This window comes from Variovorax sp. P1_H12_2, from assembly GCF_056405335.1.
Genome location: NZ_JBFUCI010000134.1, coordinates 1 through 14,464 on the forward strand (window position 1 = coordinate 1; position 14,464 = coordinate 14,464).

14 protein-coding genes and 2 pseudogenes are annotated in these 14,464 nt (G+C 65.8%); 2 read left to right on the forward strand and 14 right to left on the reverse strand.

Annotation, left to right across the window (positions count from 1 at the left end; translation table 11 throughout):
- The 4 genes from AC1D2K_RS15375 to AC1D2K_RS15390 all read right to left on the reverse strand — a co-directional run.
- Positions 1-611 (reverse strand): LuxR family transcriptional regulator (locus AC1D2K_RS15375; RefSeq protein ID WP_478089699.1); only part of this gene is annotated, 611 nt, incomplete at its 3' end.
- 82 nt (positions 612-693) lie between these two features.
- Positions 694-1,785: a LysR family transcriptional regulator gene (locus AC1D2K_RS15380; RefSeq protein WP_478089700.1), complete on the reverse strand. Its 1,092-nt coding sequence runs from the start codon at positions 1,783-1,785 to the stop codon at positions 694-696.
- A 182-nt stretch (positions 1,786-1,967) separates the two neighbouring features.
- The gene (locus tag AC1D2K_RS15385; RefSeq protein WP_478089711.1) at positions 1,968-2,999 is read right to left on the reverse strand and encodes an IS110 family RNA-guided transposase; all 1,032 of its coding nucleotides are present in this window, start codon (positions 2,997-2,999) and stop codon (positions 1,968-1,970) included.
- A gap of 368 nt (positions 3,000-3,367) precedes the next feature.
- Positions 3,368-4,045, reverse strand: coding sequence for an iron-containing redox enzyme family protein (locus tag AC1D2K_RS15390; protein ID WP_478089701.1), 678 nt, complete (start codon positions 4,043-4,045; stop codon positions 3,368-3,370).
- A 223-nt stretch (positions 4,046-4,268) separates the two neighbouring features.
- On the opposite strand from AC1D2K_RS15390, the gene AC1D2K_RS15395 reads away from it, so the two are divergent.
- Complete coding sequence (locus AC1D2K_RS15395; protein WP_478089702.1) at positions 4,269-5,180, forward strand: LysR substrate-binding domain-containing protein; 912 nt, start codon at positions 4,269-4,271, stop codon at positions 5,178-5,180.
- A gap of 73 nt (positions 5,181-5,253) precedes the next feature.
- Here AC1D2K_RS15395 and AC1D2K_RS15400 read toward each other — a convergent pair.
- From AC1D2K_RS15400 to AC1D2K_RS15425, 6 genes and pseudogenes are all read right to left on the reverse strand, one after another.
- Positions 5,254-5,373: pseudogene (locus AC1D2K_RS15400) on the reverse strand (DUF3363 domain-containing protein); the annotation flags it as partial.
- A 357-nt stretch (positions 5,374-5,730) separates the two neighbouring features.
- Entirely contained in the window at positions 5,731-6,159 is a 429-nt protein-coding gene (locus AC1D2K_RS15405) for a GNAT family N-acetyltransferase (protein ID WP_478089703.1), read from the reverse strand.
- 466 nt (positions 6,160-6,625) lie between these two features.
- On the reverse strand, positions 6,626-7,087 hold the full coding sequence (locus AC1D2K_RS15410) for a thioesterase family protein (protein WP_478089704.1): 462 nt from the start codon (positions 7,085-7,087) through the stop codon (positions 6,626-6,628).
- A 261-nt stretch (positions 7,088-7,348) separates the two neighbouring features.
- Positions 7,349-7,696, reverse strand: a complete 348-nt coding sequence (locus AC1D2K_RS15415) for a DUF2958 domain-containing protein (RefSeq protein WP_478089705.1) — start codon at positions 7,694-7,696, stop codon at positions 7,349-7,351.
- Between the two features lie 585 nt (positions 7,697-8,281).
- On the reverse strand, positions 8,282-8,590 hold the full coding sequence (locus tag AC1D2K_RS15420; protein ID WP_478089706.1) for a DUF736 domain-containing protein: 309 nt from the start codon (positions 8,588-8,590) through the stop codon (positions 8,282-8,284).
- Positions 8,591-9,263: 673 nt separating this feature from the next.
- Positions 9,264-10,544, reverse strand: coding sequence for an ABC transporter C-terminal domain-containing protein (locus AC1D2K_RS15425; protein ID WP_478089707.1), 1,281 nt, complete (start codon positions 10,542-10,544; stop codon positions 9,264-9,266).
- A 96-nt stretch (positions 10,545-10,640) separates the two neighbouring features.
- Here AC1D2K_RS15425 and AC1D2K_RS15430 point away from each other — a divergent pair, with 96 nt between their 5' ends.
- On the forward strand, positions 10,641-11,117 hold the full coding sequence (locus AC1D2K_RS15430) for an OST-HTH/LOTUS domain-containing protein (RefSeq protein ID WP_478089708.1): 477 nt from the start codon (positions 10,641-10,643) through the stop codon (positions 11,115-11,117).
- Here the strand turns inward: AC1D2K_RS15430 and AC1D2K_RS15435 are convergent.
- The 4 genes and pseudogenes from AC1D2K_RS15435 to AC1D2K_RS15450 form a co-directional block, all read right to left on the reverse strand.
- Positions 11,033-11,982: pseudogene (locus AC1D2K_RS15435) on the reverse strand (JAB domain-containing protein). The gene AC1D2K_RS15430 and the pseudogene AC1D2K_RS15435 overlap by 85 nt on opposite strands.
- Entirely contained in the window at positions 11,879-13,039 is a 1,161-nt protein-coding gene (locus tag AC1D2K_RS15440; protein ID WP_478089709.1) for a thiolase, read from the reverse strand. Before AC1D2K_RS15440 ends, AC1D2K_RS15435 begins: the two are co-directional and overlap by 104 nt.
- Complete coding sequence (locus tag AC1D2K_RS15445; RefSeq protein WP_478089710.1) at positions 13,036-13,440, reverse strand: Zn-ribbon domain-containing OB-fold protein; 405 nt, start codon at positions 13,438-13,440, stop codon at positions 13,036-13,038. Before AC1D2K_RS15445 ends, AC1D2K_RS15440 begins: the two co-directional genes overlap by 4 nt.
- Complete coding sequence (locus tag AC1D2K_RS15450; RefSeq protein WP_478089712.1) at positions 13,437-14,426, reverse strand: Bug family tripartite tricarboxylate transporter substrate binding protein; 990 nt, start codon at positions 14,424-14,426, stop codon at positions 13,437-13,439. The genes AC1D2K_RS15445 and AC1D2K_RS15450 overlap by 4 nt, the downstream gene beginning before the upstream one ends.
- Positions 14,427-14,464: the final 38 nt, after the last annotated feature.

Consider the following 14,464-nt stretch of genomic DNA (forward strand, 5'->3'; position numbering starts at 1 on the left):
GTATTGACGGACAACCGAAGGATCTCGGCGATCTCCGGTGACGTTTTCCCATCGGCCGTCCAGCGAAGGATCTCCTCTTCCCGCCGGGTCAACTCCGCAGCAGGCCACTCCGAAGTCAGCAGCGCTGCGGACATCGCCAGATGCGCGACGTGAACCAGCATTCGAAGCGACGGCTCGCGCGTGCGCAGTTCCGCGGCCGTGATCGTTTCATGGGAGCGGGAGAGCGACAACATTCCACCCGTACCGATGGCATCGAAGCAGGATTGGGACCACCCCACCTCGAGTCCGAAGGAGCGTGCTTCATCCCACAACTGCGGCGCGCTGCGAAAGAGTCCATCCGTCCACATCACCGGCTCGACCCGTCGCGCCCCGTGCGCGACCACCGGGTCGATGTTCAGATAGGACGCGCTGGCGTAGCGCTGTTGCCAGCGCAGATCGTAGTTGTTCAACAGGACGAAGCGAGGTTGCGAAAGCGGCAGGCCGCGCCGCAGACCGTATGCGCAACCCTCGAAGCCCAGCTCGCGCGCAGCGGCGGCGATTTTCGAGAAGATGACCTCTGCAGGCAGCCCTGGCGTCAGCGCTTCGCGAAATTCCGCGATCCGATCGTTCATGGAATCTCCTCCTTCAACTGCGCAAGCGCACCCAGGCTTTCGCCTTCGGCGGCGTTCGCCACCTCCGGCGTCTCAAGGGGAGTCATGACTCTGCGCCTCGCTCATTGGGTCGAGGTCCGCCGGCAGGCTCAGACGAAAGGGCGTGGTCGACGAATCGAAGCACGGCGTCCGGTGAACGCACCGGCTGGCGCCTGTGCAACACGTACGTGTGAAAGCTGAATTCCTCGAGCAGCGGCACGGCCACCAGGTCGCCGCGATTGCAGGCCTGCAGATGCCCAACGTCCGCAACGCCAATGCCGGCAGCCACCCGCGTCAGGTACCCGGCCAGGGTCGTGGCCTCTTCCGTGTGGAGCCGCACGCATGCGTGAGCCCGCTGCAGTTCATCCATCTGTCGGCGCAATCCCGGCATCGCGCTGGCGTCGCACGTCACGGTGGGGTAGGCCAGGAGTTCGGCGATGGACAGTTCGCGGCGCCGCGCAAGGACATGCCCCGCGGGGAGAATCGCGCGCACGGGGTACGCCCAGGCCACACGCTGTTCGATGGCCTCGTGGTGCGGGGCCCCGAAGCAGAAGCCAACGTCCGCTTCCTCCCGGCGCAGGGCGGCCACCAACTGATCGGCGCGCAGTTCAAGCAGTTCCAGCGGGGCGTCTGGGTAGACGGACTGCCAAGTCTGCAGACAGTGCGTCATGTGCGGTTGCGCAATGCCGTCTGCGATCGCGATACGCAAMGACCGGTGGTGCTGCGCCTTGGAGCGAACCGCCCGTTTGACGCGTTCAAGCCGCACGAGGAGAAGCCGCGCGTGTCCGAGCAACTCGCTGCCCGCCGGTGTGAGATGGAGCCGCCGGGGCGTGCGCACGAGCAGGCTCACGCCCAATTGATCTTCGAGATCGCGCATAGCTCGCGCCAGCGGCGTCTGGTCGATGTGGACCCGCTCGGCGGCACGGTTGAAGTTCTGCTCTTCCGCGACCGCAATGAAGTAGCGAAGGTGACGCAACTCGAGYATGGGACAGATTCGACACCCATGTCGCGACGCCACGACATGGATCCTTATATGGATGCCTCCCGGGTAGCGAGAAGAATTCGTGTCGCGTTGTGAAGAAGTCGGCGGCGTCCTTATATCCGGCCTTGATTGCGCGGCTCGCCCGGTTTCCCCGACTCGCCCGCTGGCCCCCATGCATATCCGCTGACAAGCGCCTCATCTCCGATAGCGGACTTTTCATGTCCGACGATCCATGCAGGTTTAGCTCGTCCCGGTCTGACCTGTTTCACATCACGTCACTCTTTGCTGCCTCATTACCCTTGCGAAGACTGATCCATATCCTTTCTATGGTGGTTGATGAATTGGCTGTCTTGACGTCACGCCGTTTGCGGCCTGACGCTTTGAAAGCCCCGTTGGTAATCCTGCTGCTTGGCCGTCACGGCCCAGATCGTTCGGGCCATCTTGGCGGCCTGTGCCACGATCACCACGTTGGCGGGCCTGCGACTCTTGAGCCCCTCAAGCCACGCCCCAGGCTCCTTGGTGTGCGCCAGCACACTTCTGGCGCCGTGAATGAGCAAGGTGCGCATGTACGTGTCACCTCGTTTGGAGATGTTGCCCAGGCGCACCTTGCCGCCCGTGCCGGTTTGCGAGGGCACCAGGCCCAGCCATGCGCAGAACTCTCGCCCTGACTTGAAGGCGCTGGCCTCGCCCATGGTGGCAATGGCCGCGGTCGCCGTCAGCAGGCCCACGCCCGGAATCTGCGCAATGCGCTGCATGTCCGCATCGGCCTTGAGTTGGAGCGCCAGGCGCTTCTCTACCGTCTGCATGTCCTGGCTCAACGCCTTGATGCGCTCGACTTGCTCGTGCAGGCTGTCCCTCACCATTTGGGGCAACTGTGGCGAGAGCTCTTCCAGAGCCTGCTCGACGTCCTTGAACAGGGCATTGCGGCCCTTGGCGAAGGTGGCGCCGAATTCATACAGCAGCCCACGCAGGGCGTTGGTTTGCATGGTGCGCATCTTCATCAGGAGTTCGCGCTGGCGATGCAGCGTGAGCGTGGCTTGCTGGACCGCGGTCTTGATGCCAACGAATTTCACGCCAGGCTGTTGCACGGCCAGCCAGATCGCACGAGCATCAGTGGCATCGGTCTTGTTGCCCGAGACGAAGGGCCGCACCGCCTTGGCGTGCAACAGGCGCACCGTGTGGCCTAGCGCCATCAATTCGCGCGCCCAGTGGTGGCCACTCCCGCAGGCCTCGATGGCGATGAGGCAGGGCTGGCGATTGGCAAAGTGTTCGATGACCTTGGCGCGCTTGAGCTGCACGTTGATGACCTCGCCCGTGCCCATGTCCACCGTGTGCAGCTGAAAGACGTGCTTGGCAATGTCCAGCCCGACGACCTGCCGACCGTTCATGGTGCCGATGATTTGTCCTGCATTCATGCCTGTATTACGATTCATGACGGACCCTCTGCGGTGTTTGTGAAGACCTTGGTCTATCACCTCTTGGGCACTTTGATGCCGTATCCAGCAGAGGGTCCCTCTGCTCTTGCTCAGCTTGATCTCCGCGGTCAACGGCAGCGCTTGCCGCCTTCGGCGTCATCTCAACTCCAGTCTTCTGATCCCCTTCGGGAGGGAGGCATCCATAGCATCTCCTGTGAAGACTTCAAGGCGCGTGACCGCTGCGCCTGGAGCGCTCGCGTGGCCGCAACCCGCTCCAGCGGGCGCGCCAGCCACGGCCTTGACGTGCACCGGCGAGGGGCCGGCGACCCGCCTGCGTCGACTCAACGAATGATGTTCACTTTCGGCATCGCGAAGGGCCGCCAGAAGTTCGACCAGGCGCGTTGCATGCGCTGCAATTGATCGACGAAATCCTGCTGCTCGCGCGATGACCGGATCAACCGCCTGGCGATCTGGTTGGCCCCCTGGTCATGCTCGGCTTCCTGCACGACATGCGTCGAAAAGAAGATGAGATCGGATGCCGAAAATCCCAATTCGTCCAGTCGACGCAACATCAGCGGATAGGACAGGACGGCGGACCGCTCCAGAAAGCAGTAGGTCGCCATCGCGATGCCGTTGTCCGCGTGGCGATAGCCGGCTTCGATGGCATCGAGGTAATGAAGAACGTCCGGCTCGACGTCGGCACGCGCAATCGGCAGACGGTCGGCGCGCAGGCCGACCGCCTCGCAGAATCGAGCGAAGAGGCGGCTGTGCACCGCCTCGGCTTTTCCCGACCCGTACTCTTCGTAGAGCGCTTTCGTGACTTCAGACAGCGAGTGGTGGTCCGTCATCGCCAGGCGCTTCACCATCAACGGCAGCAGCTTCGCCTGGGAGATCGAAAAGTAATGGTAGCTCCTCGCCCAGCGCCCAAGTCTCGGGTCCTGTCGGCCGCTCAGGCCGGCGAAGAATCGTTCTTCGGGTTCAGGAAGAGCCAGTTCGTCGAGAGTCGCGAGATAGTCCATAGGTCAAGATGCTCCAATGTGGTGAATCAAGGTCCGAACGACGTGCTGCGGGCAGCCGGCCAGCGCGCGCCCCAACGATATCGGCGGCCGTAAAGTGGCAGCAAGTCACATTTGCTTGCATTCGCCGCAGAAAAACTGCTCGCCACCCCGTCAAGGGTTGCATGCCATGCAAAAATGATTTCGTCCACACTCAAGGCGGTCGAAGGTTCATCAGGTTGCGGCCATGGCCACTCGCATCAGGCTTCCCCCACTGAATGCCGTTCGCGCGTTCGAGGCGACCGCCAGGCATCTGAACTATCGAACGGCGGCCGATGAGCTTTGCGTGACCGCCGGCGCTGTCGGACAGCACGTCCGATCGCTGGAATCCCATCTCGGTGTCAAGCTGTTCATCCGGCTTCCCGGCACCTTGGCGCTCACGGTCGTGGGGCGTACCTACGCCGAATCGATCCGCTCTGCGTTGCTCCAGCTCTCGCGAGCGACCGAAGAGGTCACGGGCAAGCGGACCATCACCATCTGGGCGCCGCCCAGTCTGGCCACTCGCTGGCTGGGCCCGCGGCTGAACGTCTTGCGCGCCGCGCACGAAAATGCCGAATTGCGTGTCTGCGCCGACATCGCAGAGGCCGATATTTCGCGGGCGGACATCGATCTGGTGATCGAGCATCGACCGGACAGCCGCTGCGCGTGCAGCCTGAAGCTGTTCGACGAGGAGCTGTTTCCCGTCTGCAGTCCTGCGCTCTTCGAATGCCTCGGGCGGCCCAGTGATCCGGGGATTCTGTTGTCGCAGACGCTTCTGCACACGTCGCTGCACGATTTCTGGGAGGCATGGATGGCGAAGGCGGGCGTCGCCCCGGGGCGATCGCCCCGGGGTCCCTTCTTCAACCAGGCCACCGTGGCGCTGGAGGCCGCCGCGGCAGGACAGGGCTTCGCGCTGGCGGTGGACCAGCTCGTTGAAAGGGATCTGAAGGACGGTCGGCTGATCCGACCGTTCGCCCATCGCCTGAACACCTCCTGGGCCTATTACGTGGCGGCCCCGCAAGGCGCACTGAACATGGACGATCTCGAGTCGCTCAGGCAGTTGCTGCTGGCACCCATCCCGCACATGCCATCCCTCATCGGATCGCTGGCACCCGGCTGAGAGCGCCGCGTGTGCCACTTCCGCACCGCCTGCCTTCCAAGTCCAAGGGGGGCGGTCGCGGGTCCGGCGAAATCTAGAGGGAGAGGCCGCGCTGTCGCCCGAACTTCCAGGACACGGACATCCCGCGCACCACTGCGGACATCTCTTGTCCAAGACGCTGGTCGATCACGGGCCGCCAGGGCACGAGGCTGAACCCTGCGCGGGGCAGGCCCTGTATCGACGCGCGTCATTGCCGGCGTCAACGTGGCCGGCGGGTTCCACGGAAGCGCGGACGTTGCCGCGCTGCGCGCACCGGTTGAAGTGGTCGATGCCTTTTTATCCATGTTAGGTATCCAGTTAGAGATTCCTGCTTGCGCACCATGGGCTTCAAGGCTGAAGTTCCAGGCTCGATTCCCGACGGCCGGCGATCACGGACGCAAGGTCCGGAGCATGCGGTTGCTTCGCTCAGCATGGTCTCGGTGAAGGTTCATGTGCGAGGATTGGCTCGCCCGTCCCAGCGGACATCGCAACTGTGCGCGTGCGCGGCGCATGAACCGCCGCCGATCAGGCCTCAGAGCCTTGCGAAGAGGCGGTGATCCTCGCGCAGCAAGAAGCCTTCGCGCCGATAGAAGTCGAGCGCGAACCCGCCCACCGGCAAGGATGGTGCGGTGACCTCCAGCCATTGCCACCCCCTGGTGGTCGCAAATTTCTTCGCCCTTGCAACGAGCTTCTCGCCCACACGTCGCGACCGAGCCTCCGGCACGACGTACAGCTCGGGGATCAGCCCGAAGGCGCCGCCGGCCGACAGGGTGCAGCCCTCGCAGGGTGCGACGAACCCGGCGATGGAATCGTCGTCAGCCCGCGCGACGAACACGAAGTACTGCTCCTGCTCGAGAAGCTGGGCCAGCCTCGCCGTCGTGTCGCCCAGGTCGAAAGGCGCGCCGGGATCTTCCGCCTCGCCGGCGACCTCCGCCAGCAGACAGCCGACCAAGGCGGCCACCGCTCGCGCGTCAGAGGGGGACGCTTGTCGAATGACGTAACCGATCGAGGACATCCAACAAGTCTAGCGAGCTCTCGAAGCGAACAACGGCGTTGCCCCGAGGCCGGCGGCCGAGGCGGGGCCGGCATGGCCTGGCCTGCGACGCCGCCGATTGCCGCTCCGGCGCACGCTGCGCCCGAAGTCGGCCTCGCCACGCTGACGCGTTGCACTCCGATCTTGGATGAGTGGGATTGCCCGAGATCGGTCGCGACACGCCGCAGCGCAGGGGTGAAGGCTCGACGGTCGGCCGCCAGACCGCACGCGCATGCGTGCGCGCACGCCTTGACTGAGAGAACGGCGAGGCCCTCTGAAGGGAACTGCAACGCCCCTTGCTGCCTCTACCCGGGGCGGCCAATCGATGCCCCCGGGAGCACGGGAGGCATGAAGAAGTCATTCGTCCACCGCAAACGAAAGGAGCGATCTGCGCCTACGAGCGTGAATCGCTGCGACGTAGCGCGATGGCGTCCAACTTCCTGGCAATTCGCGGCTCGATACTTGCGCGCAGCGCCGCAACCAGTGTGACGGTCCCGTCCAGCACGAGCTCGTGATCGTCATGCGCGCGGATACGGAACGTCGCGCTGCGCTCCCCGATGCCCTCGGTCCAACCACCCACGCGCAGTCGCGTGGCGGGCGGAATGGGGGCTCGGTGCTCGATCCGGACGGTGCGCCCCACGACCACTTCCTCGATCGGATCGACGTGTCCCTGCATTTCTCGAATGCACATGGATTCGATCACGGCCACCAGGTATCCGGTTGCCAGGCATTCGATCATCGTCTGCGCGTAGCCGCACCGATGAGGCAGCCTGGCAAACAAGGACCGCGCCGTCTGATCGTGCGGCATTGCATAGGTTTCCTCGAAGAAGGTTTCACTCACGCGTTGATGGTTCATGTTGGGCAGGAAAGAGTGGCTGGCGTGGATGCCAGATGAAGAAGAGCACGCCCCTGGGGGTCGTTCCCGGATGCTCCCGCGCCGTTTCGATCAACCCCACCGGTTGGGGCGCAGCCTGGCGTAGGCGCACGCATGGCGCGTCCTGAGACCGGGACGGCCAGCTGCAACGCTCGCCCCACGGACCCGTTGTGAACGATGAAGCGAGGCCTGCGCAGCAAGGACAGGAACACCAGCCGCGGAGGCTGGCGGCTGAAAGGGGGGCTAAGCCACGATGCGCCCCGAGAGGCGCGCTTCGCGCGCACACCCGCTGATGGGCTTGTCGGCGGCGAAGCCGAGGTCCCGTTCGATCGGCAGGCCCAGGCGCCCCCGCAAGGCCGCGAGTTCCTGCAGGCTCACGCAGCCTAGCTCCGGAAAGCCCCATCCCAGGTCGCACAGGCCGAAGGCCCGGTCCGGGTCCTCCGGATCGATCTCGGTCAGCAGCCACGTCGCTCCCGCGTCGGGCGTGAACATCTTGACCACGGGATACGGATCGGATTCGCCATCCTCGATAGATCGCCGGCCATTGGCCAGCAACTGCGCATGTTGTTCGTCGGTGATCAGCTTCGTCATGGTCTTTCTCCTTGAAAGGAATCCGGGCGGAATTGCCCGGGATCGGAAGCGGCACGGCGCAGCGCAGCCGTCAGGGTTCGACGACGGCCGCAGGACGCCAGCGTGCACCGCACGCGCCGACCTTGACGGCGAGACCGGCGTGCGACGATGAAGGGAACAGCAACACCGCTCTGTACCCGCGCATGCCAGACTTGCAAGCGAAGCGCGCAGCACCGCAGGCGCGAAGGCGTCAGCGATGGAAGCTCGAGAGGGGCGAGACGCCATGGGCGGCTTGATGCTGCGCCCGAGAGCGCGGTCCGGCATCGCCGGAGATGCCCGGCAAGGTCAGCCCTGGAAGCGAGACTGCTGATATGCGCAAGACCACGATCCTGTTTGGGCTCATCGGCGAGGCTCCCTGACTCCGTACAGGCGCCGGATCGAAGTTCGACGCAATGCGTGAATGTGCGCGGCGCCTTCGCACCCCTTTCGCAAGCGAGGAAAGCGAGGCGATGAGTGCGGACACAACGCGTCACGCCGAGACCGTCGACGCACGCCATGACAGAAAAGAAAAAGCGCCCCGCCGAGGCGGGGCGCCGAGGGCGATGCTCAATCGCCCTTGCTGCGCGACCAGATCAGACTGTGCGCACCGTCATCCGCCTCGACCAGGTGGGCATAGATGGTCGCGGGGAACGATGGATCGTCCAGCGTCACCGACAGATAGGGCCGGTCCGCCTGGCTGATCTTCTTCCACGCCGCGCCGATTTCCAGACCGTTGCCGGCGATGACGCGATAGTCCGGGGCGTTTTCGCTCGCCTTTTCGGCGGCCGCGATCTTGACCTTCACGTTCAGGGACAGGGTGCGAACGGTGCCGGTGTACCCGTTGCCCGACGCGATGAAGTTGCCAATGGTGCTCATGATGAAGTCCTTTCGAGGTTGATCCAGGACCGCGCCCATCGCGGCCTTGGCGTGATCCGAATGGCGCGGGTCCGGGCTCGCCGCACCACCTGGCGCAGCGCAGGAGGCCGCAGCGCAGCGAAGGACCGGAAGGCCCGAGAAATTTGCCTCGCGAGGAATCTGCGCAGCAGAGGGGAAATTTGTCGGACCGCACGGTTGCGGCGGTCAAGCCCGAGGCAAAGCGAAACGAAGGGGAGCGGCGCCGTGCCCGCGCCAGGATTCACGGCAAAAACAAGGGCCGTGGGCGTGGACCTGTACTCGCAAAGGACGCATGCGCCCGGCAACCACCGAGCCAGCGACAACCATCCGGCAAGAATCCGGCTCGCAACTGAATGCCAGTCGCGCCGCACTCGCGAACGAACGAAAGCGCCCCTCCGCGCCGCGGCGGCTTGCGGGACTGATGAGTTCGAAGTGGAAGTCGATTGGCATCGCGTACCAGGTCCTGTCGGAGCGCGCCTGCGTCGTTCACGCCGGCCTGCCCGTCAGCGTCGGACACGGCAAGGCAAGGCAAGGCAAGGCAAGGCAAGGCAAGGCACAGTACATCCCAGCGCAGCGAGGCCTGTCGCAGATCGTGGATCCGCGCCGCCCTTCGCGGTGCGCGCTTGCATGGGCGGCGGCGGCGCAGCCGCTGAATTCAAAGACGCGCGCGGCACACCTGCCGCGCGCGTCGCGCCCCTCGCCGGACAAGCCCCGTCCCGCAGGCCGGGGCTCCATGCTCATGCGACGGCTTGCACGACCCCGCAAGCTTCGGTCTCAGCGTCGCCGGCTGTCTCGGCGCCGTCCATGGCTTCTGGCTCCGACGCGATGGCCTGTGCTTGGGCATCAGCGTCCTGTCGCCGGAACATCGCAGGCAACCATCCGGTTCCCGCGCCAGCCGTTCGGCCCCGGTCACGATGTCGGCCTTCCTGAGCTTGCCCAGTCGGTTCACCTCGGCCGGCGCGAACGCCTGGACCGCTTCAAGCGTGCGGGCTTTCGAGACATGCTCGAAATAGCCACACGCGGTCGGCGTCCACCAGTCGTGCATGTCGAGGTTCACCGCCCGCGCGAGCGCGTCGGCGGGATGGTGGTCTTCACGGCAAGCCAACGCGTTGACCGTGGAGGCCACGCACACTGCCAGCAGCGACAGCAGTTCCTGTTGCGGAAAGGCCAGCAGTTCCGCAAAAAGCGCCTCCGGGTCCTCGGGCAGGCGGTCGGCCCAGGCCTGCCGAACCCGGCGCATGCCCACGGCGGCCGGTGCCTCGTCCATGTCCGGCGCATGCAACCCGAGCCCAGCCTGCGGCACGGCGCTGATGTCGATCGGCGAGCCATGCGACCCATAGCTGTCCATGATCACGCGCAGCGCAAGGCGATGCACCAGGGCCACCAGCGCGACGTGCGGGTGCCGAGCGACCTCGGCGTGCAAGGCCGTGCGGTGCGCGCTCAGGCGCTTCACCAACTTCTCCGAAAGACCAGGCCGGGCCGGGTCACCGTGGTCGGCGTCCGAACCGTGGCCCGCGCCGCCTTCCTCCGGCCGCGCCTGCTCCCGCAACGCCTTGGCCTCTTCCTCGCGCAGCAGGCCGCGATGCACGACCACGCCGCCCATGTGATCGAGCGACACCACGGCCCCGGCCAGCGCCACCACGGCGCTCGGGTATTCGACCGGCTTGCTTTCGATGGTCTCCAGCGCATCGCCAAGTTCGTCGATCTCCTCCTGCAACGCCTGGGCCTGCGCGTCGGTCATGTCCTCGTTCCCGTCGTCCAGCCGATCCTGCAGCTTCGCCTGCCGTTCCTCCAGCGCGGCGATGCGTCTGGCCTCGGCCTTGTCGGGCGCACGGCGCGTGCTGCGCGCCCGCTGGAACTGGTAAAGCTCGGAGGACGTGGTGCGCGGCGCGGCATCCACCCAGGCCCAGCCCTCGGCCCGTACCTGCTCGGCCACCGACGCGAGCCGGTCGCGCGCCCAGGCCCGCGGGCCGGAGATGCCCCGAAATCGGCTACTGTGAGGGGACCGTTCATCCCGCAACACAGACATCGAATGAGCATCACCCCAACGACAACGGAGACACGCGTGGCCGTCCTGGTCGACTGCGACAACGTGTCGCCCGACGCCCTGTGCAATGCCAGCGACCAGTTCTTCGAATGGACCCGTCCCGAGCCACCCGCAGAAGCAGTTGCCGAGGCCGCACCGAGGGCGACCGCCAAAGCGGAGCCGGCCAAGGCCGAGCCGCCGAAGCAGGAGCCGCCCAAGCGCCGGCCACGCTTCCTCGTCGAGGCCGTGTCACTGCTCGCCAGCGACACATCCGAGGGCAAGGTCGGCCTGGGCGTCCTGGGCCAGTACCTCAAGCGCACCGACCCGGCCTTCTCGCCCCAGACCTACGGCCACTCGGGACTGTTGAACATGGTCAAGACCTATGACCTGCTGGCGCCTCAGTTGGAGCAAGGCGGCCATTGGTCGGTGAGCCTGCTGCCCAAGGCCGAGGGCACGGCGGAAGCCGACGTGCCGCGTCCATAGGGCGCGTCGACGCAAAGAGGCAAGAGCCCGAAGGCTCCTGCGTCAAAGTAGCCCCTCTCTGCCATCGACAGGACCGTGCCGCCCGCGACGATCAGATGATCCAGCACGCGCACGTCCACCAGCGCGGTCGCCTGCTTGAGCGTCTGCTTCAGATACTCGTCGGCCCGCGAAGGTCGGCACAACCGCTCGGGTGGCAATGCACGAGCAAGAGTGCGGAACTGTTCAGCGACAGCGCATCCTTGACCACCTCGCGCGGATACACCGATGTCTGGCTCACCGTGCCCCGGAACATCTCCACGTAGTCGAGCACCCGGTGCTGTGCATCCAGGTGCACCACGGGGAAGATCTCATGTGGCAGACTCCCCAGCCGTGCCCGAAGGAAGTCCTTGACCACGGCCGGCGACGTCAGTACGTCGGTCCCACGCACCCGGCCTGCCAGCACCCGCTGCGCCGCAGCCAGCACCTCATCGGCCTCGGCCGGACGGTATTCGTCCGCGACATCGCGAACGAGCAGCGAAGAGGCAGCAGAGAAAGCGGMAACGAAGGAATCGAGGGAAGAGAACAGATCGTGCGACATGGCGAACTCCAGTGATCGGGCGGGATGCTCGATCTTGATGACTTCGGCGCCCAGGTCGGCAAGGTTCTGTGTGCACCATGGCCCCGCCAGAATCCGCGAGAGATCCAATACCTTGATGCCATCGAGGGCCTGATCGAGCATGCTTGTTTCACTCCATGGAAGGTTGCTGGACGCAGCCCTTGCGTCACGTCGAACTCGCCAGAATCGCGGTGGCCTGGCTCGACAGCACCCCGCCATTGCCATGCACGAGCGCCACTTCCGCGTCCCGCACCTGTCGTGCGCCGGCATCTCCGCGAAGTTGGCTCACCGCCTCGATGACGAGGAAGATGCTGTACATGCCCGGATGGGTGCAGGAAAGGCCGCCGCCGTTGGTGTTCATCGGGAAGTCACCGCCCGGGGCGATGCGCCCGCCTTCCACGAATGCGCCGCCCTCGCCTTTGCGGCAGAAACCCAGGTCTTCCAGGAACAGGATCGGGTTGATGGTGAAAGCGTCGTACAACTCGACCAGGTCGATGTCGGCAGGGACGAGGCCCGCCTCGGCGAACGCGGTGCGTCCCGAGTCGACGGCCGGCGTCACCGTGAGATCGTCCATGCAGGAAATCTGCCGGTGCCAATGCGCATGACCGCTGCCCAGCACGTAGATCGGCTTGGCATGCAGGTCGCGCGCGCGGTGCGCGGCGGTGACCACGAACGCGCCGGCGCCGTCTGTCACCAGGCAGCAGTCGCGCACGGTCAGTGGGTCCGAGATCATCTTCGCGCCCAGCACGTCATCGAGAGACAGCGGATCGCGCGAAAAGGCCTCCGGGTTGAGCTGTGCCCATTGCCGCGCGGCAACCGCCACCTCGGCCAACTGACGGCGCGTCGTTCCGAATTCGTGAAAGTGCCGCGACGCGGCCAGCGCGTAGCTCGACACCGGATTGAAGGGCAGATAGGGATGCTCGTAGGGCTGGGGGTCGAGCTCCGCGCGCAATCGATGGATGCGGGAACTGCTCGGCGCGCTGCGCGGCGTGGCCCCGTAGCAGACGAGCACGTGCTCGCACTCGCCCGCCGCGATGGCGAGCGAGGCGATCTTGAGATCCGCGATGAACGACGAACCGCCGAACATGGTGCTGTCGCTGAACCGGGGACGAATGCCCAGGTACTCGGCCATGCGCAGGGTCCACCACGGCGAGGTGAGGCTGGAGGTGATGAGGCCGTCGATGTCGCGCATCGCCAGGCCGCTGCGCTGCACCGCGGTGCACGATGCCTGCGCGATGATCTCCTGCTCGGAGCGGCCGCCGGCATGGCCGAGGCCGGCCAGCCCGGTGCCGAGGATCGCCGTCGTTGCGCGATGACCGGCGCTCATGGCGCCTGCCCGGGCACGAACACGAGAAGCGGGCCTTCAGGTGTGATGTCGATGCGCGACTGCACGCGCAATCCGATGCACACCTGCTCCACGGGCAACTCAACGACGCGGCTCATCAGGCGCGGGCCCTCATCGAGGTCCACCAGGCATATGGTGTGGTCACCTTCGGTGCGACGCACCACGGTCGTCGCGTAGACCACGCCCCGCCCTGACGGCAGGAACCACTCCAGCGCCAGTGAACCGCAATGCGGACAGCAAATGCGCGGATAGAAATGGGGCCGGCCGCACCCCGTGCAACGTGGAATCTGGAAGATGCCCTCGGCAAGCCGCTCGAAATAGCGGGCCTGCGCATGCGCCGTACCGCCGGGCGGCCCTGGCGCCTCGTCCACACCCGGCGTCATTCCGACACCTTCACGCCCGTCATCTGAACGAGCCGGCGCCACTTGGCGGTTTCCAGTTCAACGTACCGGCGGACCTGCGCCACACCGCGGACCCCGCCGGGTTCGCTGTACTGCGCCTTGAGCCGTTGCGTCATCTCCGGCGAGTTGATGATCCTGTTCACCTCCCGATTGAGCTGGGCGACGATGGGCTCAGGCGTGCAGGCCGGCGCATACAGGCCGAGCCAGGTGTAGACGTCGAAATCCCGGTAGCCCAGCTCCATGAGCGTGGGAAGTTGCGGGAACACCTCGCTGCGCTCGGCGCTGGTCACGACGATGGGGCGCAGCTGCCCGCTGGCGATGAAGGACGACACGCTCATGGCATCCTGGATGGCCACCGGCACCTGCCCGGCCACGGTGTCATTGACTGCGGGTGCCGCGCCCTTGTACGGCACGTGAGACAACGGCACACGGCCCTCATGGCGCAGGAGTTCGCCGGCCAGATGCGTGGACCCTCCCACGCCCGCGGAGGCATAGGGCACGCTGGGCTGCGACCTGGCCCATTTGAGAAACTCGGGGAAATCGCGTGCCGGGACGGCCGGGTTGACCACCAGGAGGTTCGGCGCCCTGGCCAGTACGGCGATCGGCTCGAAGTCCTTGACCGGGTCATAGCCCACCTGGCTGCGCGTTGCCGGCGCGATGACGTGTCCGGTGGCGCTGATCAGCAGGGTGTAGCCGTCGTTGGGCCGCTTGGCGACATATTCCGTCGCCACCTGCCCTGCCGCACCCGCCCTGTTCTCGACGATGACCGGCTGCCCAAGCGTCTGGGACAGGTCGTTGGCGAGCAACCGGCCCACGATGTCGGTCATCCCTCCAGGGGGAAACGCCACGACCAGCGTGATGGGCTTTTGAGGCCAGGGCGCGGTCTGCGCCGCGGAAGAAAAAGCGCTGCAAGCCAGGCCGGCAACAGCCACCAGCATCGCCAGGCGGCGAGTGAGGATCCATCCCATTTTTGTCTCCTTATAGGTCACCGGCCGGGCCGGTGCGG

What these genes read in the sequence shown, in the direction of transcription:
- AC1D2K_RS15385 (WP_478089711.1), bottom strand. Translation starts at nt 2,999, where the DNA reads ATGAACGGTCGGCAGGTCGTCGGGCTGGACATTGCCAAGCACGTCTTT.
- AC1D2K_RS15420 (WP_478089706.1), bottom strand. Translation starts at nt 8,590, where the DNA reads ATGAGCACCATTGGCAACTTCATCGCGTCGGGCAACGGGTACACCGGC.
- AC1D2K_RS15410 (WP_478089704.1), bottom strand. Translation starts at nt 7,087, where the DNA reads ATGAACCATCAACGCGTGAGTGAAACCTTCTTCGAGGAAACCTATGCA.
- AC1D2K_RS15390 (WP_478089701.1), bottom strand. Translation starts at nt 4,045, where the DNA reads ATGGACTATCTCGCGACTCTCGACGAACTGGCTCTTCCTGAACCCGAA.
- AC1D2K_RS15430 (WP_478089708.1), top strand. Translation starts at nt 10,641, where the DNA reads ATGAGCATCACCCCAACGACAACGGAGACACGCGTGGCCGTCCTGGTC.
- AC1D2K_RS15395 (WP_478089702.1), top strand. Translation starts at nt 4,269, where the DNA reads ATGGCCACTCGCATCAGGCTTCCCCCACTGAATGCCGTTCGCGCGTTC.
- AC1D2K_RS15450 (WP_478089712.1), bottom strand. Translation starts at nt 14,426, where the DNA reads ATGGGATGGATCCTCACTCGCCGCCTGGCGATGCTGGTGGCTGTTGCC.
- AC1D2K_RS15440 (WP_478089709.1), bottom strand. Translation starts at nt 13,039, where the DNA reads ATGAGCGCCGGTCATCGCGCAACGACGGCGATCCTCGGCACCGGGCTG.
- AC1D2K_RS15445 (WP_478089710.1), bottom strand. Translation starts at nt 13,440, where the DNA reads ATGACGCCGGGTGTGGACGAGGCGCCAGGGCCGCCCGGCGGTACGGCG.
- AC1D2K_RS15415 (WP_478089705.1), bottom strand. Translation starts at nt 7,696, where the DNA reads ATGACGAAGCTGATCACCGACGAACAACATGCGCAGTTGCTGGCCAAT.